Genomic DNA, 25,216 nt, shown 5'->3' with positions numbered 1-25,216 from the left:
CCATGCAAAAGGCCCTGGGCATCATCTTGTGGACGATCATGGCAGCCTGTGTGGTCAGCGTGATCACCCTGCCTGTCAATCTGCAGACCCAGCTGATCGTAAGCGTGACGGTCGTCATTATCATGGGCGGACTGAAGCTTCTCAAGTCAGATGGGCGCTGGCGGCTTGTGGCACTCGCCTTCGGCGTTTCCATTGTCCTGCGCTATGCCTACTGGCGCACCACCGAAACCCTGCCCCCCATCAATCAGCCGGAGAACTTTATCCCGGGAATGCTGTTGTACCTGGCGGAGATGTACAACATTCTGATGCTGTTTCTCAGCCTGTTCATCGTGGCGATGCCGCTTGCGTCGCGCCCGTCGCGGGCAGGCCAACAGAAAACCTTTCCTGCGGTCGACGTGTTTATTCCTTCCTACAACGAGGATGCGATGCTGCTGGCCAACACCATCGCCGCAGCAAAGGCGATGGACTATCCGGCAGACAGGCTGAGGGTTTGGTTGCTGGATGACGGTGGAACATTGCAGAAGCGCAATTCGGCCGATGTTCGCGAGTCGGAGACGGCCGTCGCGCGTCACGCCTTGCTGTCTGACCTCTGCCGGCAGCTGGGTGCAAACTACCTTACGCGCGAGCGCAACGAGCATGCCAAGGCCGGCAATCTCAACAACGGCCTTGCCCACTCGCAAGGCCAGCTAATCGCTGTCTTCGATGCCGACCATGCGCCGGCACGCGACTTCCTGCTCGAGACAGTCGGCTATTTCGAGGAAGACCCGAAGCTGTTCCTGGTCCAGACGCCGCACTTCTTCCTCAATCCAGATCCTCTTGAGAGGAACCTGCGCACCTTCGAGCGCATGCCGAGCGAGAACGAGATGTTCTACGGCATCATCCAACGCGGTCTGGACAAGTGGAACGCCTCCTTCTTCTGCGGTTCTGCCGCTGTCTTGAGCCGCCGCGCGCTGGAGACGACCAACGGCTTCAGCGGCATGAGCATCACGGAAGACTGCGAGACCGCGCTCGAACTGCACAGTACGGGGTGGAACAGCATCTACGTCGACAAGCCTCTGATCGCAGGCCTTCAACCGGCGACCTTTGCCAGCTTCATCGGCCAGCGAAGCCGCTGGGCGCAAGGAATGATGCAGATCCTGCGTTTTCGCATGCCCTTCCTGAAAAGCGGCCTCTCGATCCCACAGAGGTTCTGCTACATGTCGTCGACGCTGTTCTGGCTGTTTCCTTTCCCGCGCACGATTTTTCTCATCGCGCCGCTCTTCTATATCTTCTTCGACCTGGAGATCTTCACCGCGTCCGGTGGCGAGTTCCTCGCCTACACGCTGGCCTACATGCTGGTGAACCTAATGATGCAGAACTATCTGTACGGCTCGTTCCGCTGGCCCTGGATCTCCGAGCTCTATGAGTTCGTGCAGACAGTCCATCTTCTTCCGGCGGTCGTGTCGGTCATGGTCAATCCGAGGAAGCCGACATTCAAGGTCACCGCCAAGGATGAATCCGTCTCCGTCAATCGACTTTCGGAAATCAGCAGACCGTTCTTCGTGATCTTTGCGGTGCAGATCGTCGCCGTCATCATGACGATCTTTAAAATCTATACCGAGCCTTACAAGGCGGACGTCACCCTCGTCGTTGGCGGCTGGAACATTATCAACCTCATTCTCGCCGGATGCGCGCTGGGAGTGGTCTCGGAGCGCGGCGAAAAATCGTCCTCGCGACGCATAAGGGTCCGGCGACGTTGCGAGTTTGGCGTCGAGGGCAGCTGGTATCCCGCCTCGATCGAGGATGTCTCGGTGGGCGGAGCGGGCCTGCAGGTGTTCGGCAAACAATTGTCGAGCATCCGCCCCGGCGCGGAAGCCGTGCTGCGGTTCAGGCCCCATGATGAACAGCAGGAGCTTGCCCTGTTGCCGATCGTCATTCGGGGCGCGCAATCGTCCGGCGACACCGTTCAGGTCGGCTGCCAATACCGGCCGCGCGATGCGCTCGACCACCGTTGGATCGCCGATCTCCTGTTTGCCAATTCCGCGCAATGGGCAGAGTTCCAGACGAGCCGCAGGCGCAATCCGGGCCTTGTCCGCGGCACGCTCTGGTTTCTCGGGCTGTCGCTCTACCAGACAAGCCGTGGGCTGATCTATCTCTTCCGGGGTATGGGGAAGGGTACATGACACGCCGTCCTTTTTTCCTACTCCCGATCTTCGTCATCTGGCTTGCTGCAACCGGGCCCGTCCTCGCCCAGGCGGCGCCGTTCGACATGGGGCCGGAAGGGCCATCCGTCCCCGTTGCCCCGGCACCCAAACTGCCTGAGCTCCCGCGCGGCCCGGCGGCGCAACCTGCGCCGAACAACGACCAGCGATCCGACACCTCTCCCTCGGCTCGACCGCCGGAGCAGCAGAACCGCCGCTATATCCTTCCCGTGCAGGAACTGGCCCTGACGGGCGAGCTCGACCGCCGATCATGGTCGATCTACCTGACCGAACAGCAGGTTTCCGGTCCAATCAGCCTCGCATTCAGCTTTCGCAACGCCATCGTGGTCGCCCCGGAAGCATCGCGCTTGACGGTTCTGCTCAACGGACGTCAAGTTGCAGATGAAGCCATCAGCGCTGCGGACAGGCCGCGCACTGTGTCGTTGGAGGTGCCAGCGGGCATTCTGCAGGCCGGCTCCAACCAAATCGAATTTCGGGCCAACCAGCGGCACAGGACTGATTGCGACATCCGCTCCACCTATGAGCTCTGGACAAGGATTGATCCCGCCGAAACCTTTCTCACGCTTGGAGGACAGACCGGTACGGCACCCTCCATCGCCGAGGCCATCCGGGCCATCGGTGCCGATGCCAAGGGCGCGACATCGTTCGAGGTACTGCTTCCAACCCTCGGGCAGCCAGGCGCGACAGTTCCGCTCCTTCGGCTTGCACAGGGCCTGTCGCTGCTCGCCGGCATGCCAAGCCAGAGCTTCTCGTTCCATTCGCAGCGATTGCCAGCACCCAGGCCAGGACATCTGGGCATTGTGATCGGTACTGCGGCTGAACTGCAGCCGGTCTTTCCGGGATTGCCCGCCGCGGCTCAAAACGGCAGCTTGCTGACCTGGGCCGTTGATCCGCAGACGGATCAGCCAGTTCTTCTCATCACCGGCCCGCGTTGGAGCGACATTCGCGCCGCGATCGATACATTCGTGACCCCGCTGGATCGCTCTCTCGCAGTGCGTCGTGACGTCATCAGCACCCAGCGGTGGAGCACACCGGATGCACCGCTCCTGTTTGGCGGTGAGACCCTTGCCCTGTCGCAGCTTGGTATGGAGACAATTGAATTTCCGGGACGCCGTGTAAGCACCAACTTCAATCTTGCGGTCCCGTCGGACTTCTACGCCAACGCCTTTGGAGAAGGGCAGTTGCTTTTGGACGCGGCATTCACCGACGCCGTCCTGCCGGGCAGCCATATCGACGTCTATGTGAACGGCAACATAGCCTCGACCGTCCCGATCACCTCCTCGAAGGGCGGGATCCTGCGGCACCTTCCCATCAAGGTCGCCCTGCGTCACATCAGGCCTGGCCTCAACACGATCGGCCTGGAGGCGATCATCACCACGGAAGCGGATACGCTCTGTGCTCCAGGTTCGACGGCGGTTGCCGAACCGCGCCTCGCCATCTTCAATACGTCCGAATGGCGGATGCCAGCCTTTGGCCGGATCGGACGTACTCCCAACCTGGCGGCGCTGGCCGCCACCGGGTATCCCTACGCACGCGACGAAGAGCCACTTCAACTTTTCGTCGATCGTTTCGACGCTGACACGATGTCGGCGGTATCGACCTTCATGGGAAAGCTGGCACTAGCGGCGGGGCACGTGATTGCAACGGAGCTTGTTGCAACGCCCACGGCCGTGGGCGATCGCAACGCCATCTTTTTTGGCAGCCTTTCCCAGATGCCTGCCAGGCTCCTTGCGCAGACCGCCATCGCTGCCGATGGTGCAACATCCTGGAGGCCAGCATCGCCGCTAGCAGCGCCCGCGGCTCCAACATCTGCGGCATTCGAGCAATGGCGCACGCGTGTCAGCGGCGGAATCTGGAGCGGACAAGTGAGCGCGTTCCAGGCGTGGCTGCAACGCAATTTCGACATTTCCGCCGCGTCTCTGCGGATCCTGCCCAGTACGGAAGCCCCGTTTCGTCCATCTCCGACACACAGCCTGCTGATTGCGCAAGGCCCAAGCCCCTCAGGTGAGGCCAGCTGGACGCTGGTCACCAGTCCGACATCGGCCGAATTGAAGACCTCAGTCGAGATGATAACCAGGCTGGATCGGTGGGGTGATGTTGGCGGTCGGTTGAGCGCCTATGCGAGCAAGACCGATACCGTCACCGTGCTTGCGGAGAACCAAATTGATTACCGCTCGACAGGCGGCGTGTCGTTGAACAATTATCGACTGGTTCTCACCAACTGGTTGTCCACCAATGTCCTCGCCTACACCATCCTTCTGGTCGTATTTGCGGTCATCTTCGGGCTTGCCACCGCATCCGTCCTTAGCCGACTTGGGAGGCGGAAATGATGTTACGCCTGATCACGCTGGTGGTTTGCCTGACGCTTCTCAGCTCTGCCGGATCCACGCAGGCCAAGGAACCGCTGATCCTGGGCCGGGAATGGTCGGCCTACAAGGAGAAGTTCCTCGAACCCAACGGCCGCATCGTCGACAATGGCAATGGCGCCATCAGCCACAGCGAAGGCCAGGGCTACGGCCTGTTGCTTGCCTACCTTGCCGATAGTCCCTCGGACTTCGAGCGGATCTGGTCCTTTACCCGCACCGAATTGCTATTGCGGGACGATGGGCTTTCGGCTTGGAAATGGGAACCCGACGCGTCTCCTCATGTCCAAGATATCAACAATGCGACGGACGGAGACCTGTTAATCGCTTACGCGCTGGGCCTTGCAGGCTCAAGATGGAAGCGAATGGACTTCATTCAGGCCGCGGCACGGATGGCGCAGAGCATTCTGTCGAAGACGGTCATTTCGGCAGGCGGGCGGACCATTCTTTTGCCAGGAGCAATTGGGTTTCGGGCTGCGGACCGCCAAGACGGACCCGTCGTCAATCCGTCCTACTGGATCTTCGAAGCGCTGCCCGTGATGGGTATTCTTGCGCCATCCGACCGGTGGCAGGCACTGTCAGACGACGGACTGGCACTGATCCGCACGTTGCAGATAGACCCCGCCCGGCTTCCCCCGGAATGGGTCAGCCTCAAGCAGCATCCTGTCCCTGCCAAGGGTTTCGAGGCACACTTCTCCTATAACGCCATCCGTATTCCGCTGTATCTTGCCAGAAGTAATATCAATGATCCGGAACTCATGCGCGGCCTGATGGACGCCATGGTGGATGAGCATGGCATCCCGGCTGTGATCGACTTGCTGACGGGACGGCCGATCGAGACCCTGAGTGATCCGGGCTATCGCGCCATCCGTGATTTCCTGGCATGCCGCGTCGACGGCACGCCCCTCCCGCCGTCGTCGATCCAGTTCCAGCCCGATCTCTATTATCCCGCGACGCTGCAATTGCTGGTCCTGGCGGGCATTCGGGAGAAATATCCCTCATGTCTATGAAGCTCCCGCTTGTCCTTCTCACGGCCACCCTGATTGGCGGAGGCTTCGCCGCAAGCCTGCGCGACAAGGTAAGCCTTCCTAGCCTACCTGCAAACGTGGCAGCTGCGGTCAGGTCGGAACCAGAGCGCGTCGCGCAACAAGCCGTGCCTGCCGATCCGCGGGCCTTGGCTCAGCGGATCCTCACGGTTCAGGCTGAGGGCCAGGGCGCGCCCGATACTGCCGTTCCCCCCGCGGCAATGCAGGAACAGGCGCAGCTTCAGCCCAAGACAAGAGAAACCGACCAGGCTGGAGATCCGGCGCCTCCGGCGGCAGAACCAAAGCCGGAGCCAGACCTCTCTGCACTTCGCTACTTCGCTGCTCGTGGCGACAATGCACGTCTACAGGCAGAGATTGCACGGTTGCGAGCCCTCTATCCCGACTGGACACCGCCTGCCAATCCGCTCGAAATACCGATGGGGCAGGATGAACGGCTTGAGGAGGTGTGGCGACAATATGCCGAGGGGCGCTACAGCGAAGTCCGCAAGGCCATTGCGGAACGTCAGGCGATGGACAGGACGTGGCAGCCGCCACAGGATCTTCTGGAGCGCTTGAATCTGGCGGAAAACCGCGTGCGGCTGATCAACGCCTCCGATTTGAAACAGTATCAGACGGTCATCACTCTGGCGGCAGAAGCCCCTGCCCTGCGCACCTGTAGTGACGTCGATGTTCTGTGGCGCCTGGCAGAAGCCTTCACCCGCACGGATCGCGAGACGCGGGGCGTGGACGTGTATCGCTACGTCCTGGAAAATTGTACGGTCGAACAGCAACGGGTTGCCACGGTCCAGAAGGCCGCGGCCCTTCTTTCCTCATCGTCACTCACTCCGCTCCTCGCCCTGGAGCGGGAAAAGGAATTCGAGCCCATCCGCAACGATCTTGCACGCCGGCTGGTTGCGGCGGCAAACGAGACCCCCGGCAGCGACGTAGCCCCGGACTATCTGGAGCGCCTGCGCCGGATGGCTGAGGCTGAAGGAAAAGCCTCGGACGCCTTGCTCCTGGGATGGTACGCACTGCGTCATGACGAGGCCCGGCAGGCTGAGCAATGGTTCTCGAAGGCAGGACAGATCGAGAAGAGTGTGTCGGCGTCGCAAGGTCTTGCCCTCTCGCTCCTCAAGAGCGGACAGGCGGCACGAGCGGAGGACGTCATGTACCCTTGGCGCGACAGCTCCGAAGAGGCAAGCGCGACATATCTGGCAGCCACGGCCAATCTGTTGGCGAGCGATCCTTCGCCGCAAATTGCGACCGAGATTCTCCAACGCATCGCCCGAACGGCCCTACAGGCGAAATATGTGCCCACCGCCCAGCAGCTTGGCTGGTATGCGCGCGCGTTCAACCAGCCACACACGGCAGCACGGTGGTTCGAGACCGCGCTCCAGTGGAAGGCAGACGACGAGCCGTCCGCCTATGGACTTGCCATAACCCGACAGCAGTTGAATGACCGCGCTGGAACAGAAGCGATCCGAGCAGCCTGGGCGGGGCGTTCACGACGCATCGCCGATCTCGGCATCATCTCAGCTGCCCAGCCTCCACAAGTCGCATCTGAGCCAGTGCCGCAAAGCGGAAAGGGGGACGCAACCCGATCGCGACAGACGAATGCCGCAGCATCTGTGGTGGTATCCCGACAGCCCCGCCCAACAACATCCGCCGGTCGGACAATGTGCGATGTCCGTAGCGGAGTGGAAAATCTTTCGCCTCAAGCCGCACTGCAGCGCGGATGGTGCCTGATGGATCTGAACCGGCCCCTGGAGGCAGCCGACGCCTTTCAGGCGGCACTAGGCTCCTCCGTGCAGGCCACGCGTGAGGACGCGGCTTATGGCCAGAGTCTCGCCTATTTGAGGCTCGGCCTCACCGACAAGGCCGCCGTTGCCGCAACCAAGGCGCCGCAGAGCATGCAGCGCTCGTCCGAACTCCAGGTGGCCATCCTTGCCAATCGCGCCAATCTGGCCTTTGACGCCGGGCGCTATCGCGAGGCTCTCATCTATTTGGACCAACGCGCGCTTCTGCAACCGGAAACCACCGATTTACTTGTGCTGAGGGGTTATGCCTTCATCAACCTGAACCGCGCCGGAGACGCCATGCGTATATTTGAAGCGGTGGCTGAGACTGGAAACCGCGATGCCGCCCGCGGCTTGCGCGACGCAAGGGTTGCGTTGGGGCTCGAGACGACTGACTAAGGGCCGGCCTGTTCCTCAGAGAGGTTAACTCACCTACATCGTCAAGGAAGACGGCGCCCGCCGTCACCATCAAAAAAGCTGTTCTGACTAAGACAGCGAATACCGCGCTGCGCTAAAAATGCGCTAGTTTTATGAGCCGGCTATACACCTGAAGCTTTTCGCAAAGCTTCGTTTATCCGACCCTGCCAACCTTTTCCGCTTGCGCGAAATTTAGCGATTACATCTTCGTCCAATCGGAGAGTGATTTGCTTTTTGGGATGCTCCAACGATGGGCGCCCACGCGATTTGCGATGCTCCTCCATCGCTTTGAAGAACTCTGCCGGTAGCACGTCCATCGCGGGGCGCATGTTGTCGAGCTCTTCCGCGGTTAGCTCGGGAAAATCGACAGCATCCCAATCTTCCTTCGTGTAACCACGACCCGGTTCAAAACTCTTCATTTTTTGATTTTTGGTGGCCATAGGAGCTTCCTTCTTTCCTTTTCACTTGCTGGGCGAAAGCTGATAATCGATATTGCTTCAGTTCCGAGTGTCGCAAAAATGGCTGCAGCTGTCCCATCGCGAAAGTAACCGATGGCCTTCAAGCGTCTTTTGCCAAGAGCATCTGGTTTGCCTTCCTCTATGACGGCGCTCGCCCAATCGAGATCGCTTACATCAGCAAAATCGAAACCATGCTTTTCGAGGTTGGCCAGCCGCTTGGGCTCGTCCCACATTATCTTCATAATTTAATGTAGCTACACTTATAAGGGATATCAAGCCGCACTTAACAGCACGCACAGCGGCTCCATATCGCTTGGCGCCTTCATATAACTGCTAAGAAAACGCCTTAAAAATCAACGTCGCTCGAAACTACGCGAGGGATCCCGCACTAATTTGGGGCAAAATGTTCATCGAGGCGGCACGCCACGTTCTGAGGCGAGTTTCATATAGGGGTATCTTAGCAAACGCTCGCACCTGGCTCCATGCTTTCGGCTACCGCCTGAGCCTTGAACTCATCTGACCAGCGTCGAACCCCTCGCGGCGCGCCCTCCAGGCGACCCGCAACGGCTTGGATCATATGGAAACGTTCTATGTTCGGACACAGCTTCAGACATCGCAATTCATACCAAGCTCATCCCTGAGCTCACATGAATAAGCGCGATGACTTGCTATCGCCAGACGGGGTCAATGCACCGCTCTGATGTCCGTTTGTTGTCAATGCTCGGGGCGCGTGCAACCGCCCGTTCTGACGAACGACTGTTCATGATGATGATCGCGTATGGGTGGAGGCGGAACTCAAGGACGTCGGTGATCAAGCTCTGATGCGCGGGTTGGCTACCGCATTCCCGATTGTGCGTCCGGGGCTGTTCCTATCTTACTGCGGGCGTCGGTCATTTACCGGCCACAAAGCGGATGACGGATGTTTCTGAACCTTCAATTTTCGATGCAGGCGCAGACGCGTCCGCTGCTCTGGAACACGACGAGCGTCGTCGCTATCGCTCGCGAAATGCTCGCGAGGCCACCTCCACAAGCGGAGAGAACAGATACTCCAGGATACGACGGGAGCCAGTTTTGATTTCTACCGTAACCGCCATACCTGGCGTAAGCGCCACCACCACGCCGTCCGCTTCGATGACGTCCTTCTCCGGCCGGAGGGTGACTGGAAATACAAGGTTTTGTATTCTTTCCGTGCCAGAAAAGGAACGATCGCGCGATGACGTCGCGTTTGGATTTCCTTCAATCAGTTGGGCATCCTGCTGGGGCAGGGAATCCGTCGCAATTTGTTTGACGGTCGCTTCAAGTGAGCCGTAGCGGGTGAAAGGAAAAGATTCAACTTTCACGACCGCCGACTGACCTGGCTGGATGAACCCGATATCTCGATTGAGGACGTACACCTCAATCTCCAATTCTGAGTCAAGAGGAACTACCCGCGCGAGATCCTGGCCAGTGGTAACGACCTGTCCAAGTGTAAATACTGCTGATGCTTGTAGGATACCTTCAACAGGACTTTCGACAGTCAATTGCCGCCGCTGGCTTTCCGCCTTTGCTAACAGGTTGCGCAATTCTTCGGCCTCCCGTTCGGATTGGCCAAGTTTTTGAGCCTGATCACTCACAAACGCGCGGAGTGTCTTGTCAATCTCGGCACTGAAAACAGTTACACCGGCACTTGCGACCCTCATCTCGCCCACCAGTGTAACCAGATCCGTCTCTCGCGTTTTCATGAGTTCGGTCGCGTCGATAACGCTGGAAATGGTCCCCGCAGTTCGAGACACCAATGTGTTTCGCATATCCACTCTCTGCCTTAACGTTTCGATGAGTGACTGCTGGGCTTCAATCTCTGCGGTCTTCTGTTGTTGTTCGGCTTCTTTTTGAGAACGTTGCGCCCGTAATGAAGAAAGCGTCGATTCCAGCTCGTCTAGACTTACGAGAAGGATCTGCTCCTCTCGAAGGCGGATATCTGCCGGTATGGTCGAGCTCCAATCAATATTGACCTCGGATGACATTCGACCTTTGCGCGCCGCATCGATGGCCACGCGCCTTCGGGCAGCTTCAGCTTCTGCGGAATTCAGCTTATCGCGCAATCCCTTTTCTTCCGACAGTGCCTGTGCCGGATCAAGTTCCAGCAATATGTCGCCGGCCTTCACATATGTGCCGTTGGCGGGCGGCAGCCTTACCACTTTGCCTGTTACGACCGGCTGAATGACCTTCACCTTGCCGGTGGGCTGGAACTTGCCCTGCGAAACTGCGACGATATCGACACGCCCCACGTAAGCCCAGATCAGAGCTGTCACCGCGAACGAACAGATCAGTGTAAGAATGGCGGTCTGCACTGGCGAAGGCGGCGTTTCTAGAATCTCAAGCGCGGGTGCCAGAAACTCCTGATCGGCACGTCTTGCGCGCTTTGACGACGAATGTTCCTTGGCTGTCATGAGACGGTCATATCGCTTTGAAGAGCCCAAAGCTTGGAGTAGATCCCGCTTTTGTTGACCAACAACTCGGAATGAGAACCGCTTTCAACTATCCGCCCCTCAGCCATCCCCAAGATGCGATCGCAGGTGCGGACTGCAGCCAGACGATGAGCAATGATGATGACCGTGCGGTTTCTGGCGATTTTCATCATGTTCGTCTGGATCACGCGCTCGCTCTCATAGTCAAGCGCGCTGGTCGCTTCGTCAAAAATCAGAATAGGCGGATTGGTAGCGAGGGCACGAGCGATGGCGATCCGCTGCCGCTGACCGCCGGAGAGGTTCGCGCCGCGCTCTTCTATCATCGTGTCATATCCTTGCGGCAATTTGGCAATGAATTCGTCGGCGCCGGCGAGCTTGGCCACGGACATCACTTCTGCGCGCGACATTGCGGGGTTGGCGAAGGCTACGTTATCGTGGATGGAGCGATTGAAAAGGATATTTTCCTGCAGGACGACGCCGATATGGCTGCGAAGCCAAGAGGGATCAACATTCGACAGATCTATTCCGTCGAGAAGAACCTGCCCCTCCTCAGGCAGATAGAGTCGCTGCAGTAGCTTCGTCAGCGTTGATTTTCCGGAGCCGGACGCGCCGACGATCCCGATGACCTCTCCGGGTGCAATATCGAGCGTAACTGACTTCAGGACCTCAGGCGATCCGGGACGATAGCGAAAGGTGACGTTCCTCATACTGATTGCGCCCCTCGGTTTCGGAAGCGTCATGCGCTGCTGCGGCATGGGTTCGATGGGGGAATTGAGCACGTCCCCGAGGCGTTCAATCGAAATTTGGACCTGCTGAAAGTCCTGCCAGAGCTGAGACAATCTTAAAACGGGTTGGGTAACCTGGGCAGCAAGCATATTGAAGGCAATGAGCGCTCCGATCGACAGCTCCCCATCGATGACCGCTTGCGCACCGAAGTATAGCAGAAACGCAGCTGACAGCTTGCTGACATATTGGATGGCATTCTGGCCGACTGCGCTCAACCGTGTGGCATCGAACGCGGTGCGCACATAGGCGGCAAGCTTCTCTTCCCATTGCGACTGCAGGATCGGTTCGACAGCGCCAGCCTTGACGGTATGGATACCAACTATGGCCTCCACCAGAAACTGCTGGCTAAGCGCACCTCTATTGAATTTTTCATTGATCAGATCGCGAAGTGGAGGGCGAATGAGTATGCCAATGAGGACGTAGATCGGGATCGACGCGACCACGACCAGCGTCAGCTGGGGGGAGTAAGCGTATAGCACCGCGATAAAAACGACGGTAAAAATCAGATCTAACAAAGAGAATAGCGCCTGCCCCGTCAGAAAGCTTCGTATCGTTTCCAACTCTCTCACACGTGCCACGGTCTGTCCGGCGGAGCGGCTCTCGAAATATTGAAGCGGGAGTCTCAGCAGATGACGGAAGAGCTTCTGCCCCAGTTCGACGTCGATACGATTTGTTGTATGCGACAGGACATACGTCCGGAGATACTGCAGCGTGACATCGAAAATACCGATAATGACGATGCCAGCGACCAAAACTGTAAGGGTAGAATAGCCTTTATGCGACAGGACCTTATCAACGACCAGTTGGAAAAAGAGTGGCGTAACGAGGGCAAATATCTGGATGAAGAGAGAAGCAAGCAGCACATGTGCTATGGGCTTGCGGTACCGCCATATCGACGGCAAAAACCATTTCAGCCCAAAACTTCGGGGATCGACGCCTGCTCCTCCGGCTCGGCGCGTGAGAAGGATAATGTGATCATTAATTGAAGACAGAAGATCATCTGCGTTGACAAAGCGATCATGCTTGCTGATGGGGTCGACCAGACGAAATCGTTTGCCGTCGGCTACGCCCGCAAACACGTGATAGGTACCGTCGACAAGTTGGACGATGGCGGGCACGGGCACGGTCCTGAGCCGATCCAGCGTAATCCTTCTGATCAACCTTGCCTTCAGTCCAACCAGCTTCGCGGCACGGAGCACATCGCGATCATCGGCGGAGCGGCCAATCAGTGCCAACTCCCGCTGCAGAGATTCAGGATCAGCCGCAATCTGATAAAACGCTGCGATACCGCAAAGTGCGCGCAGGCCTGAATCCAGCTTTTGAACTGGCTGCGGTCGGGCTTCGACGCTATTCATTCCCCACTAAGTCCCCACTACTTCATTATTCTAGGGCCGCCCAAGCCCCATTTATGCAAACTGGAAGTTCGACTGCTGCAGGCTGGACAGAGCGACGGACTGCAGGGTGATGGAGTTGTTGGGATCGGCGGTGATGACGACGTTCGATCCCGACTGCACGGAGTGCGAGAGCAGCTGGGTCCAGTTGGCGAAGACCGCCTTGTCGAACTGGATGATGTCGCCGCCGGCCGCCGAGAAGTCGGTGACGGTGTCATGGCCGAAGTTCGGGGTGAACACGAAGGCGTCGCTGCCCGAGCCGCCCGTCAGGGTGTCGTTGCCTTCGCCGCCATAGATCTCGTCATTGCCGGCTCCGCCGCTGACCGCGTCGTTGTCCTCTCCACCGAACAGCCAGTCGCCACCATCGCCGCCGTTGATCGCGTCATTGCCCTGGAAGCCATAGATGACATCCGCATCGATCGTGCCGGTCAGCGTCTCGTTGAACACCGGCCGGGTGCCGGTCTGCGACAGCGCGACCTCCACCAGGGTCGGATTGAACGCGACGATGTCGGCCTTGCCGTCGCCGTCGACGTCGCCCAGCAGCCGCGGATTGCCGCTGTCGTTCGTCCAGCCGCCGGCGGCAGTCGAGCTTCCGAACGTGTTGAAGAGGCCGTAATAGACGTCGGAGAAGGTTCCATCGGCCTTGCCGAAGGCGACCTCCGGACCGTTGGCCCCGAAGGCGACGATATCGACCCGGCCGTCACCGTTGACGTCGGCGACCTCGCGCGGCCCCTGGCTGGCACTTGCCCAGCCACCCGCTTCGGCGCTGTGGCCGAACATGCCCGCCAACCCGACGATCGGCAGTTCGAACGTGCCGTCCGCCTTGCCGAGCGCGACCTGAACCCCGTCGGCGCCGAAGGCGACGATATCGGCCCGTCCGTCGCCGTTCACGTCACCGATCCGCCGCAACCACTTGGTCGAGTCGTTCCAGCCGACGGAGGAGACGAAGTAGCCTGTCAGCGCCGCAGTGGGCGCCGAGAAGGTGCCGGCCGCTGTCGCAAGCGCCACCATGACCTGCTGAGATCCGAATGCAACGATGTCGTCACGCCCGTCACCGTTCACGTCGCCGATATAGCGGGGATAGAGAGTGGTGCTATACCATCCACCCCCGCCACCATTGGGATCTGAACCCAAATAGCCGCTCGACGCGGTATACCATGCCCCGAACGTCCCGTCTGCCTGACCGAGAGTGACCGCGATACTCATTGCGCCGATGCCAATGATATCGGCCCGGCCGTCGCCATTGACGTCGCCAAGCTGGCGGGGGTTGACTGTTTCGTTACTCCAATAACTGGTGTTGAAAGCCGCACCTGTCTGGAACGGGGCGGCAAAGGTCCCGTCGGCCTGGCCGAGCGACACCTTGACGCCGTCACTGGCAAAACCGACGATATCGGCCCGCCCGTCGCCGTTGACGTCGGCCATCCGGCGCGGCGTCACGTTCTGGCTGGCCCAGTTGCCCGCCGATGCGGCGCTGCCGAAGGCATTGGAAAGGGCGCTGACCGGCGCGGCGAAGTGCTGATAGTCGCCGACCGCCTCGTCGCCGCCGATCAGCATGTCCTTCCCGAGGAGCATGCCGGCCGCCCGGCCGATGTTCATCACCTGGCCGTTGTCGAACTCCAGCAGTTCCACCCGGTTGGTCGAAGATGCCCAGTTCTTGATGGTGATCTTGTCCTCGATGTCCTTGATCACACGGTCGTCGTGGGCCAGGTCCCGGATCGAGATGATCAGGTCGTTGCCGTACTTCTGGACAATGATGTCCTCGATCCCGATCCCGGCGCCAAACCGGATCCGGTCCCCAAGCATCATACCGCCGACGGGTACGTTGCTGCCCCTGTCGGAGACTGCGCCAAACTGGAAGTTCGACTGCTGCAGGCTGGACAGAGCGACGGACTGCAGGGTGATGGAGTTGTTGGGATCGGCGGTGATGACGACGTTCGATCCCGACTGCGCGGAGTGCGAGAGCAGCTGGGTCCAGTTGGCGAAGACCGCCTTGTCGAACTGGATGATGTCGCCGCCGGCCGCCGAGAAGTCGGTGACGGTGTCATGGCCGAAGTTCGGGGTGAACACGAAGGCGTCGCTGCCCGAGCCGCCCGTCAGGGTGTCGTTGCCTTCGCCGCCATAGATCTCGTCATTGCCGGCTCCGCCGCTGACCGCGTCGTTGTCCTCTCCACCGAACAGCCAGTCGCCACCATCGCCGCCGTTGATCGCGTCATTGCCCTGGAAGCCATAGATGACATCCGCATCGATCGTGCCGGTCAGCGTCTCGTTGAACACCGGCCGGGTGCCGGTCTGCGACAGCGCGACCTCCACCAGGGTCGGATTGAACGCGACGATGTCGGCCTTGCCGTCGCCGTCGACGTCGCCCAGCAGCCGCGGATTGCCGCTGTCGTTCGTCCAGCCGCCGGCGGCAGTCGAGCTTCCGAACGTGTTGAAGAGGCCGTAATAGACGTCGGAGAAGGTTCCATCGGCCTTGCCGAAGGCGACCTCCGGACCGTTGGCCCCGAAGGCGACGATATCGACCCGGCCGTCACCGTTGACGTCGGCGACCTCGCGCGGCCCCTGGCTGGCACTTGCCCAGCCACCCGCTTCGGCGCTGTGGCCGAACATGCCCGCCAACCCGACGATCGGCAGTTCGAACGTGCCGTCCGCCTTGCCGAGCGCGACCTGAACCCCGTCGGCGCCGAAGGCGACGATATCGGCCCGTCCGTCGCCGTTCACGTCACCGATCCGCCGCAACCACTTGGTCGAGTCGTTCCAGCCGACGGAGGAGACGAAGTAGCCTGTCAGCGCCGCAGTGGGCGCCGAGAAGGTGCCGGCCGCTGTCGCAAGCGCCACCATGACCTGCTGAGATCCGAATGCAACGATGTCGTCACGCCCGTCACCGTTCACGTCGCCGATATAGCGGGGATAGAGAGTGGTGCTATACCATCCACCCCCGCCACCATTGGGATCTGAACCCAAATAGCCGCTCGACGCGGTATACCATGCCCCGAACGTCCCGTCTGCCTGACCGAGAGTGACCGCGATACTCATTGCGCCGATGCCAATGATATCGGCCCGGCCGTCGCCATTGACGTCGCCAAGCTGGCGGGGGTTGACTGTTTCGTTACTCCAATAACTGGTGTTGAAAGCCGCACCTGTCTGGAACGGGGCGGCAAAGGTCCCGTCGGCCTGGCCGAGCGACACCTTGACGCCGTCACTGGCAAAACCGACGATATCGGCCCGCCCGTCGCCGTTGACGTCGGCCATCCGGCGCGGCGTCACGTTCTGGCTGGCCCAGTTGCCCGCCGATGCGGCGCTGCCGAAGGCATTGGAAAGGGCGCTGACCGGCGCGGCGAAGTGCTGATAGTCGCCGACCGCCTCGTCGCCGCCGATCAGCATGTCCTTCCCGAGGAGCATGCCGGCCGCCCGGCCGATGTTCATCACCTGGCCGTTGTCGAACTCCAGCAGTTCCACCCGGTTGGTCGAAGATGCCCAGTTCTTGATGGTGATCTTGTCCTCGATGTCCTTGATCACACGGTCGTCGTGGGCCAGGTCCCGGATCGAGATGATCAGGTCGTTGCCGTACTTCTGGACAATGATGTCCTCGATCCCGATCCCGGCGCCAAACCGGATCCGGTCCCCAAGCATCATACCGCCGACGGGTACGTTGCTGCCCCTGTCGGAGACTGCGCCAAACTGGAAGTTCGACTGCTGCAGGCTGGACAGAGCGACGGACTGCAGGGTGATGGAGTTGTTGGGATCGGCGGTGATGACGACGTTCGATCCCGACTGCACGGCGTGCGAGAGCAGCTGGGTCCAGTTGGCGAAGACCGCCTTGTCGAACTGGATGATGTCGCCGCCGGCCGCCGAGAAGTCGGTGACGGTGTCATGGCCGAAGTTCGGGGTGAACACGAAGGCGTCGCTGCCCGAGCCGCCCGTCAGGGTGTCGTTGCCTTCGCCGCCATAGATCTCGTCATTGCCGGCTCCGCCGCTGACCGCGTCGTTGTCCTCTCCACCGAACAGCCAGTCGCCACCATCGCCGCCGTTGATCGCGTCGTTGCCCTGGAAGCCATAGATGACATCCGCATCGATCGTGCCGGTCAGCGTCTCGTTGAACACCGGCCGGGTGCCGGTCTGCGACAGCGCGACCTCCACCAGGGTCGGATTGAACGCGACGATGTCGGCCTTGCCGTCGCCGTCGACGTCGCCCAGCAGCCGCGGATTGCTGCTGTCGTTCGTCCAGCCGCCGGCGGCAGTCGAGCTTCCGAACGTGTTGAAGAGGCCGTAATAGACGTCGGAGAAGGTTCCGTCGGCCTTGCCGAAGGCGACCTCCGGACCGTTGGCCCCGAAGCCGACGATATCGACCCGGCCGTCACCGTTGACATCGGCGACCTCGCGCGGCCCCTGGCTGGCACTTGCCCAGCCGCCCGCTTCGGCGCTGTGGCCGAACATGCCCGCCAACCCGACGATCGGCAGTTCGAACGTGCCGTCCGCCTTGCCGAGCGCGACCTGAACCCCGTCGGCGCCGAAGGCGACGATATCGGCCCGTCCGTCGCCGTTCACGTCACCGATCCGCCGCAGCCATTTGGTCGAGTCGTTCCAGCCGACGGAGGAGACGAAGTAGCCTGTCAGCGCCGCAGTGGGCGCCGAGAAGGTGCCGGCCGCCGTCGCAAGTGCCACCATGACCTGCTGAGATCCGAATGCAACGATGTCGTCACGCCCGTCACCGTTCACGTCGCCGATATAGCGGGGATAGAGAGTGGTGCTATACCATCCACCCCCGCCACCATTGGGATCTGAACCCAAATAGCCGCTCGACGCGGTATACGCTGCCCCGAACGTTCCGTTTGCCTGACCGAGAGCGACCGCGATACTCATTGCGCCGATGCCGATGATGTCGGCCCGGCCGTCGCCGTTCACGTCGCCGAGTTGGCGTGGGTTGACTGTTTCGTTACTCCAATAACTGGTGTTGAAAGCCGCACCTGTCTGGAACGGGGCGGCAAAGGTCCCGTCGGCCTGGCCGAGCGACACCTTGACGCCGTCACTGGCAAAACCGACGATATCGGCCCGGCCGTCGCCGTTGACGTCGGCCATCCGGCGCGGCGTCACGTTCTGGCTGGCCCAGTTGCCCGCCGATGCGGCGCTGCCGAAGGCGTTGGAAAGGGCGCTGACCGGCGCGGCGAAGTGCTGATAGTCGCCGATCGCCTCGTCGCCGCCGATCAGCATGTCCTTCCCGAGGAGCATGCCGGCAGCCCGGCCGATGTTCATCACCTGGCCGTTGTCGAACTCCAGCAGTTCCACCCGGTTGGTCGAGGACGCCCAGTTCTTGATGGTGATCTTGTCCTCGATGTCCTTGATCACGCGGTCGTCGTGGGCCAGGTCCCGGACCGAGATGATCAGGTCGTTGCCGTACTTCTGGACAATGATGTCCTCGATCCCGATCCCGGCGCCAAACCGGATCCGGTCCCCAAGCATCATACCGCCGACGGGTACGTTGCTGCCTCTGTCGGAGACTGCGCCAAACTGGAAGTTCGACTGCTGCAGGCTGGACAGAGCGACGGACTGCAGGGTGATGGAGTTGTTGGGATCGGCGGTGATGACGACGTTCGATCCCGACTGCGCGGCGTGCGAGAGCAACTGGGTCCAGTTGGCGAAGACCGCCTTGTCGAACTGGATGATGTCGCCGCCGGCCGCCGAGAAGTCGGTGACGGTGTCATGGCCGAAGTTCGGGGTGAACACGAAGGCGTCGCTGCCCGAGCCGCCCGTCAGGGTGTCGTTGCCTTCGCCGCCATAGATCTCGTCATTGCCGGCTCCGCCGCTGACCGCGTCGTTGTCCTCTCCACCGAACAGCCAGTCGCCACCATCGCCGCCGTTGATCGCGTCGTTGCCCTGGAAGCCATAGATGACATCCGCATCGATCGTGCCGGTCAGCGTCTCGTTGAACACCGGCCGGGTGCCGGTCTGCGACAGCGCGACCTCCACCAGGGTCGGATTGAACGCGACGATGTCGGCCTTGCCGTCGCCGTCGACGTCGCCCAGCAGCCGCGGATTGCTGCTGTCGTTCGTCCAGCCGCCGGCGGCAGTCGAGCTTCCGAACGTGTTGAAGAGGCCGTAATAGACGTCGGAGAAGGTTCCGTCGGCCTTGCCGAAGGCGACCTCCGGACCGTTGGCCCCGAAGCCGACGATATCGACCCGGCCGTCACCGTTGACATCGGCGACCTCGCGCGGCCCCTGGCTGGCACTTGCCCAGCCGCCCGCTTCGGCGCTGTGGCCGAACATGCCCGCCAACCCGACGATCGGCAGTTCGAACGTGCCGTCCGCCTTGCCGAGCGCGACCTGAACCCCGTCGGCGCCGAAGGCGACGATATCGGCCCGTCCGTCGCCGTTCACGTCACCGATCCGCCGCAGCCATTTGGTCGAGTCGTTCCAGCCGACGGAGGAGACGAAGTAGCCTGTCAGCGCCGCAGTGGGCGCCGAGAAGGTGCCGGCCGCCGTCGCAAGTGCCACCATGACCTGCTGAGATCCGAATGCAACGATGTCGTCACGCCCGTCACCGTTCACGTCGCCGATATAGCGGGGATAGAGAGTGGTGCTATACCATCCACCCCCGCCACCATTGGGATCTGAACCCAAATAGCCGCTCGACGCGGTATACGCTGCCCCGAACGTTCCGTTTGCCTGACCGAGAGCGACCGCGATACTCATTGCGCCGATGCCGATGATGTCGGCCCGGCCGTCGCCGTTCACGTCGCCGAGTTGGCGTGGGTTGACTGTTTCGTTACTCCAATAACTGGTGTTGAAAGCCGCACCTGTCTGGAACGGGGCGGCAAAGGTCCCGTCGGCCTGGCCGAGCGACACCTTGACGCCGTCACTGGCAAAACCGACGATATCGGCCCGGCCGTCGCCGTTGACGTCGGCCATCCGGCGCGGCGTCACGTTCTGGCTGGCCCAGTTGCCCGCCGATGCGGCGCTGCCGAAGGCGTTGGAAAGGGCGCTGACCGGCGCGGCGAAGTGCTGATAGTCGCCGATCGCCTCGTCGCCGCCGATCAGCATGTCCTTCCCGAGGAGCATGCCGGCAGCCCGGCCGATGTTCATCACCTGGCCGTTGTCGAACTCCAGCAGTTCCACCCGGTTGGTCGAGGACGCCCAGTTCTTGATGGTGATCTTGTCCTCGATGTCCTTGATCACGCGGTCGTCGTGGGCCAGGTCCCGGACCGAGATGATCAGGTCGTTGCCGTACTTCTGGACAATGATGTCCTCGATCCCGATCCCGGCGCCAAACCGGATCCGGTCCCCAAGCATCATACCGCCGACACTGCTTCCAGGATCAGAGATAGTATCTTTCCCATCGCCCCTTCCAAAGGAATAGCGATCGTCCGCAGTCGTCCCCTTGAGCTTGTCCGCACCTGTCGTGCCCAGGATGATGACGGATCTGCCATCGGCATTTATAAGTGTGCGACTAACTTCTGCTACCGATCCATCAGGTTTGTAAGTCGTCGTGACGCGAATTACGCTGCCGTCGGCCTGTGTGGTTGCCTCATCCTTGAGATCTATAGTTCCATCATTATTGTTGTCCTTCAGGAGGCTGATGACATTGCCGTCAGCACTGACCGTCATCGTACCCGTGGCGATCGCGGCGCCGGCACTGTTGGTATCGACTATCGAGGTGACAGAGCGACCATCCATCAGGATGCGGGAGGTCTCGACATGCTCATAGGTGCCATTATTGTCGTAGTCGCTTTTGATAACCTTGATCAGGCCATCGGCGCTCACGGTTGTCGATAGCTTCGCCGCGATAGCGGAATTCCACGTAATGACCCTCGGATCCGGTGATGGCATTAACGCGGCTTCAGTATTGACGATTGTTGCAGCCCATGCACCTGTTACATCCCACACGACGGTTTCCGTGTGGTCGACGTCGCCATCGCCATCGTCATCTCGGGTGATGGTCTGGGTTCGGCCGTCGGCGCTGGTAACGATTGTCTCTTTTCGCATCACTGTATTGGATGCGGTATAATTCGTGGCAACCTGGTTCGAGCTGCCGTCGGCATTCTTGGTAGCGACCAAAACCCGCGTCTGGTCAAACGCACCGTCGCCGTCAAAATCCCAATGTAGGGTCGATGTTCTTCCATCGAAGCTCACGGTTTTGACCGTCCGACTCGCCAGGTTTCCGTTGCTCAAGTAATTGGAGATCGTCGTGGTCGAGTTTCCGTCGATCGATTGCTCCTTGAGCTCGACCTGGTCGATCTTGCCGTCTCCCAGGAGATCACGCTCGGTCAGAGAGGTCAGTCCGTCACCTTGGACGGTTTTGGTGACGATTGCGGTTACGCTACCATCGGCGGCTTGTTCGGTGGTTACGGTGCGGCTCCCAGTATCGGCCAGGGATTTCGTAAATGCCGTTCGCGTGCGGTCGAAGGAACCGTCGCCATTCAGGTCTTCTTGCACGGTCAGCGTCCGACCATCGGCGCTGGCCAGTGTCACGTATTTGGAAAGCGTCGAACCGTCCGACTTCTTGTTGACGACGGTGCGCGTGCGGGTGCCGTCGGTGTTGATCACAGTGATGTCTGTGAAGGTCTCGGTGGTGTTGCCACCAGGCACAGCCGTTATCCGCGAGACGGATGTGGACAGGCCATTGCCCGAGATTGTGGTCACCTCCCGCATCGTCATGGCGCCGGCAGTGTAGTTGGTGACAGTCCGAGTCTCCGAGCCGTCCTCGTTGAGTGTGATAATGTCCGTCTCGCTCTTGCCATACGAGCCCGAGCCGGTCAGATCCCACTGCCGATTTATGCTAAGGCCATTACCGCTGGTGGTAATGATGGCCTTGTTGCGCAGCGTCCTGACTTCGGACGACGCGTAGGTAACATTGAACTCCGAGACTGTCCGAACACGGCTGCCATCGACATTGGTAACGGTGATATCTGTCGACGCCCAGTCGAGGCGGTTGAGCGATGCCAGGGACTGCGGCACATGTTCACGCGTTATCGACAGACCATCGGCACTTGTCGTCACCCTCGTCTCGCCGACGATGGTCGATCCGTTGTAATCGATATAGGTTGCTACCGAGCTACCTGTCGGCATGATCGTGACGGTGACGATCTGATCGTTGACCGAATTGCCGTCCAGGTCGGTGGACGTCGTCGTTATCAGCCCGTGGTTGCTGACCGTGACAGTGACTTTATCGTTGAGGACGTTGCCGGTCTTGTAGTTGGTGGTGGTGACGACGCTGCTGCCGTCGGCGTTCAAAACCGTCCTCTTCACCTCCTTATGCGAGAAGGCGCCGTTGCCGTTTCCATCCCAAATGCTGGTTACAGTCAGGCCGTCGGCGCTGGTGTCGATCGTGGTGCCGTGCTGGAACGCACGGCCTCCGTCGAGTTCGGTGACCTTGCGCGTCGTGCTCCCGTCGGCATTGTAGACGGTCGCGTCGGTGATCTCTCGCTCGTAGACGGAATCGCCATCGAGATCGACTTGCACAACACTGATCAGGCCGTTGCCGCTGACCGTTGAGACCGCCTTGGACTCCAACTGCCCGGCGTCGAACGTGGAGGCCGTCGTCGTCTTGCTTCCGTTGTTATTGACGAGAATGGCGGTTGTCTGATCGTTGACAGCGTCGCCATCGAAGTCGGCGTCGATCATCACCGCCTTCTGATCGGTCGCTGTCGTGGTCACTACCTTCGAGATCAGCACCGAACCGGGTAACGTATGAAGGCTTTCGGTTTTGATCGTGCTGCCATTGGAGTTCAGGGCGAGGGTGTCGACGCCCTTGACGTCCATGATGCCGTCGCCGTCGTAGTCCGTCTGGGTGACTACAGACAGCCCCGTGGCACTGATGTTGATCGTCTTTTGGCTAAGGACCGAGGCGTTCTGGGCAGTTTCAACAATTGTTTGTGTAGCCGATCCGTCGGCATTGAAACCTGTCAAGCCGGAGACGATCCGCTCGTAGACGCCGTTGCCGTCGCGATCTGCTTTGGTGTTGATCGAGTATCCGGTTGCATCGGTCCAGACGTAGCTTTTCGACAACACGGTATTGTTCGCACTGAGATTGGATCCGATCCGCGTCGTCGATGAATCGGCATTGATCGTGGTGACGTCGGTGACGATGCCATCCCAGGTGCCGTTGCCGTTGATGTCCGTCTTGGTCGTGATCGATAGCTTGCTGGCGGAAGTGACCTGCTCGACGTTGCTCTTCAGCGTGCCGTTTCCGTTGTACTCGCTGGTCGTCAGCATGCGGACGCCATCGATACCAATGGAATCCACCACCGTAACATCGTTATGGAAGTCGCCATTGGCATCGGTCTGCGTCGTCAGCATCCGCTTGTCAGCACTGAGTGTTGACGTCGTCTTCTGCATCATCGAGCCGTTGCGACTGGTGGCAATGGCAGTCGTGGTGCGGCTGCCGTCACCGTTCAGCACAACTGTCCTGGTCGCAGTCGAATCGAAATACCCGTCACCGGTGAGGTCCTGCTGCACCGTCGTCGTCAGGCCGTCGGCGCTCCGCGTCGTCACCGTCTCGCCGATCGGAGTGTTGTTGCGGCTTTTCAATCGTTCTGTAGCTGTGCTGCTGCCGTCGCCGCCCAGCACCACAACCCTGCTCTTCGTGCGGTCGTAGAAACCGTCGCCATCGAGATCGGTCCGCGAGGCAACCGAGAGCCCGTCGGCGCTGGTGTTTATTTGTTCCCGACTGAGAAGCGTGCCGTTCGACGCGAGCACCGACACCATCTTGGTGGTTGCGCCCGTTCCGTCTGCGAGAATCGAGGTGGTGCGATCCCAAGCGCCGTCGCCGTTGGAATCCTCGTTCAGTGATATCGTACGCTGGTCGTTACTGACCGACTGCACCGACTTCGACAGAAGCGTATGGTCGCCGCTCGTCACCGTCTTCGTGATAACGCGTGTCTCGCCGGCATCGACACTCACCTGGCTCAAGATACGGTCGAGGACGGTGTCGCCGGTCAGATCCTGCTGCACTATATTCGACAACCCGTCGCCGGAGGTCGTGGTTATAGTCCTGCCCTGCAGCGTGTCAGTTCGGTCCCGCTTTTCTTCGGTGATTACGACATCGCCATTTGCGAGCATGGTGGTGACATAACTCTGCCTGACGTCCACCAGCGCGTCGCCGTTCTTGTCGGTATCGACGGTCCGGGTCGCACCGTTGGCGCTGGTCGACGTCGTCTCGCTGGAGATCAGCCCGTTATCGCCACCGCGGTCGCTGACGGTCTTCGTCCGGCCGCCGTCGCCGTTGACGACCGTCGCTTCCGTTCGGGTCAGTTCATAGGCGCCATTGCCCTCGCGGTCGGTCTTGACGGTCTTCGTCAGGCCGTCGGCGGTGACGGTGATCACCACGTCCTTCAAAAGGGCGCCGCTGACCGAAAGCTCCTTCGTCCGCGTCGACGAACTGCCGTCGGCATTCTTGGTATATTGCTGCGTTTGGTTGTTGACGCCGTCGCCGTCCTGGTCGAGTTCGGTCAGTACCGACTTCAGATCAGCGCTGGTGATCGTCTTCATCCTGTCCGCCAGCGATCCGTCGGCGCGGAAGTTCGAGACGGTCTCGCTCTTCGAGCCGTCACCGTTCAACACCCGCTGAACGCTCTGGGAACGATCAAAAACCGCGTCGCCATCGTCGTCGTGCTGGGTTATGGTGGTCAGGCCGTCGGCGCTGACGGTGACAACTTCCTTGAAGGCGAGGCTGCCATCTGGATTGTAGGCCTTGAGATCCGTCGTCGTCGAACCGTCTGCATTGGTCGTCGGTGTGCGGACGATCTTGTAGCCCTTGTCCTCCATGGCGAAGACAGCATCGCCGACCAGGCCGGTCGTGCCATCCGCGCGGGTGAAGTTCGAGGTTCCAGCAATAGCAGACCCATCCCCATACGACTGTCCGCTTCCGGTCGCAGTTAAATCTATGGACACGACACCCAGTGCCGCAAGCGTCACCAATTGACCATTGACCATGATCCGAAAGTCGGACCAGCGTGCGTCGCCGCTGTCGAGGTCTCCGTCGTGATCGGTATCGAATCCCTTTTTCAGGGCGTCAAAATCGCTCTCGGAACCAGGATCCCATTCGGTAAAGATGAACTCTTTCTTGTCACTGATCTTTCCGTCGCCGTCAGCATCCAGAACCAGCACGCCGTCGCCCGCATCGACCCAGGCAGTCCGGTGCCCGTAGCCGTCGCCCTCCATCTCGACGAATGTATCGGACGCATTCAGTTGCTCGATTGAAAGACCATCGCCGTCAAGATCGAACAAAACCGGCTTGCCGCTTGACGTGCCATCTGCGCCTGATTGTTCATTCTCTTGCGACTCTCCACCGCCGCTCTTGCCGGAAATGCCAGCCGATGGGCTGCTTGGGCGCGATGTCG

10 protein-coding genes are annotated in these 25,216 nt (G+C 60.4%); 4 read left to right on the top strand and 6 right to left on the bottom strand.

What is annotated here, in order from left to right; translation table 11 throughout:
* Positions 1-2: 2 nt before the first annotated feature.
* Genes bcsA through RG540_RS25320 form a run of 4 tightly spaced genes read left to right on the top strand, consistent with a single transcriptional unit; the run spans position 3 to position 7,784 of the window.
* On the top strand, positions 3-2,162 hold the full coding sequence (bcsA, locus tag RG540_RS25335; RefSeq protein WP_041364625.1) for a UDP-forming cellulose synthase catalytic subunit: 2,160 nt from the start codon (positions 3-5) through the stop codon (positions 2,160-2,162).
* Positions 2,159-4,531 carry a cellulose biosynthesis cyclic di-GMP-binding regulatory protein BcsB gene (locus RG540_RS25330; RefSeq protein WP_041364622.1) on the top strand — a complete coding sequence of 791 codons (2,373 nt, stop codon included), beginning with the start codon at positions 2,159-2,161 and terminating at the stop codon, positions 4,529-4,531. The genes bcsA and RG540_RS25330 overlap by 4 nt, the downstream gene beginning before the upstream one ends.
* Entirely contained in the window at positions 4,531-5,574 is a 1,044-nt protein-coding gene (locus RG540_RS25325) for a glycosyl hydrolase family 8 (RefSeq protein WP_041366329.1), read from the top strand. Before RG540_RS25330 ends, RG540_RS25325 begins: the two co-directional genes overlap by 1 nt.
* A complete protein-coding gene (locus RG540_RS25320) occupies positions 5,565-7,784 on the top strand; it encodes a tetratricopeptide repeat protein (RefSeq protein ID WP_244446764.1) in 2,220 nt (739 codons plus the stop codon). Before RG540_RS25325 ends, RG540_RS25320 begins: the two co-directional genes overlap by 10 nt.
* Positions 7,785-7,924: 140 nt before the next feature.
* Here the strand turns inward: RG540_RS25320 and RG540_RS25315 are convergent, their stop codons facing one another.
* The 6 genes from RG540_RS25315 to RG540_RS31245 all read right to left on the bottom strand — a co-directional run bounded on the left by RG540_RS25315 (position 7,925) and on the right by RG540_RS31245 (position 25,103).
* Positions 7,925-8,242, bottom strand: coding sequence for a BrnA antitoxin family protein (locus RG540_RS25315; protein WP_041364620.1), 318 nt, complete (start codon positions 8,240-8,242; stop codon positions 7,925-7,927).
* Positions 8,218-8,502, bottom strand: coding sequence for a BrnT family toxin (locus RG540_RS25310; protein WP_041364619.1), 285 nt, complete (start codon positions 8,500-8,502; stop codon positions 8,218-8,220). Before RG540_RS25310 ends, RG540_RS25315 begins: the two co-directional genes overlap by 25 nt.
* Positions 8,503-8,717: 215 nt before the next feature.
* Positions 8,718-8,837 carry a transposase gene (locus tag RG540_RS31810; protein WP_080725066.1) on the bottom strand — a complete coding sequence of 40 codons (120 nt, stop codon included), beginning with the start codon at positions 8,835-8,837 and terminating at the stop codon, positions 8,718-8,720.
* Positions 8,838-9,252: 415 nt separating this feature from the next.
* A complete protein-coding gene (locus RG540_RS25305; RefSeq protein WP_041364617.1) occupies positions 9,253-10,689 on the bottom strand; it encodes an HlyD family type I secretion periplasmic adaptor subunit in 1,437 nt (478 codons plus the stop codon).
* On the bottom strand, positions 10,686-12,848 hold the full coding sequence (locus RG540_RS25300; protein ID WP_041364615.1) for a type I secretion system permease/ATPase: 2,163 nt from the start codon (positions 12,846-12,848) through the stop codon (positions 10,686-10,688). The genes RG540_RS25305 and RG540_RS25300 overlap by 4 nt, the downstream gene beginning before the upstream one ends.
* A gap of 51 nt (positions 12,849-12,899) precedes the next feature.
* On the bottom strand, positions 12,900-25,103 hold the full coding sequence (locus tag RG540_RS31245; protein ID WP_051909764.1) for an FG-GAP-like repeat-containing protein: 12,204 nt from the start codon (positions 25,101-25,103) through the stop codon (positions 12,900-12,902).
* Between the last annotated feature and the right edge of the window lie 113 nt (positions 25,104-25,216).

Source organism: Neorhizobium galegae bv. orientalis str. HAMBI 540 (genome assembly GCF_000731315.1).
GTDB classification, from domain to species: Bacteria; Pseudomonadota; Alphaproteobacteria; order Rhizobiales; family Rhizobiaceae; genus Neorhizobium; species Neorhizobium galegae.
Note: the sequence above shows the minus strand (reverse complement) of the source record. Positions and strands in the feature narration are given on the sequence as shown.

Excerpts from the sequence above, each read along its gene's own strand:
- bcsA (WP_041364625.1), top strand. The coding sequence starts at position 3 with ATGCAAAAGGCCCTGGGCATCATCTTGTGGACGATCATGGCAGCCTGT.
- RG540_RS25330 (WP_041364622.1), top strand. The coding sequence starts at position 2,159 with ATGACACGCCGTCCTTTTTTCCTACTCCCGATCTTCGTCATCTGGCTT.
- RG540_RS25325 (WP_041366329.1), top strand. The coding sequence starts at position 4,531 with ATGTTACGCCTGATCACGCTGGTGGTTTGCCTGACGCTTCTCAGCTCT.
- RG540_RS25320 (WP_244446764.1), top strand. The coding sequence starts at position 5,565 with ATGTCTATGAAGCTCCCGCTTGTCCTTCTCACGGCCACCCTGATTGGC.
- RG540_RS25315 (WP_041364620.1), bottom strand. The coding sequence starts at position 8,242 with ATGGCCACCAAAAATCAAAAAATGAAGAGTTTTGAACCGGGTCGTGGT.
- RG540_RS25310 (WP_041364619.1), bottom strand. The coding sequence starts at position 8,502 with ATGAAGATAATGTGGGACGAGCCCAAGCGGCTGGCCAACCTCGAAAAG.
- RG540_RS31810 (WP_080725066.1), bottom strand. The coding sequence starts at position 8,837 with ATGATCCAAGCCGTTGCGGGTCGCCTGGAGGGCGCGCCGCGAGGGGTT.
- RG540_RS25305 (WP_041364617.1), bottom strand. The coding sequence starts at position 10,689 with ATGACAGCCAAGGAACATTCGTCGTCAAAGCGCGCAAGACGTGCCGAT.
- RG540_RS25300 (WP_041364615.1), bottom strand. The coding sequence starts at position 12,848 with ATGAATAGCGTCGAAGCCCGACCGCAGCCAGTTCAAAAGCTGGATTCA.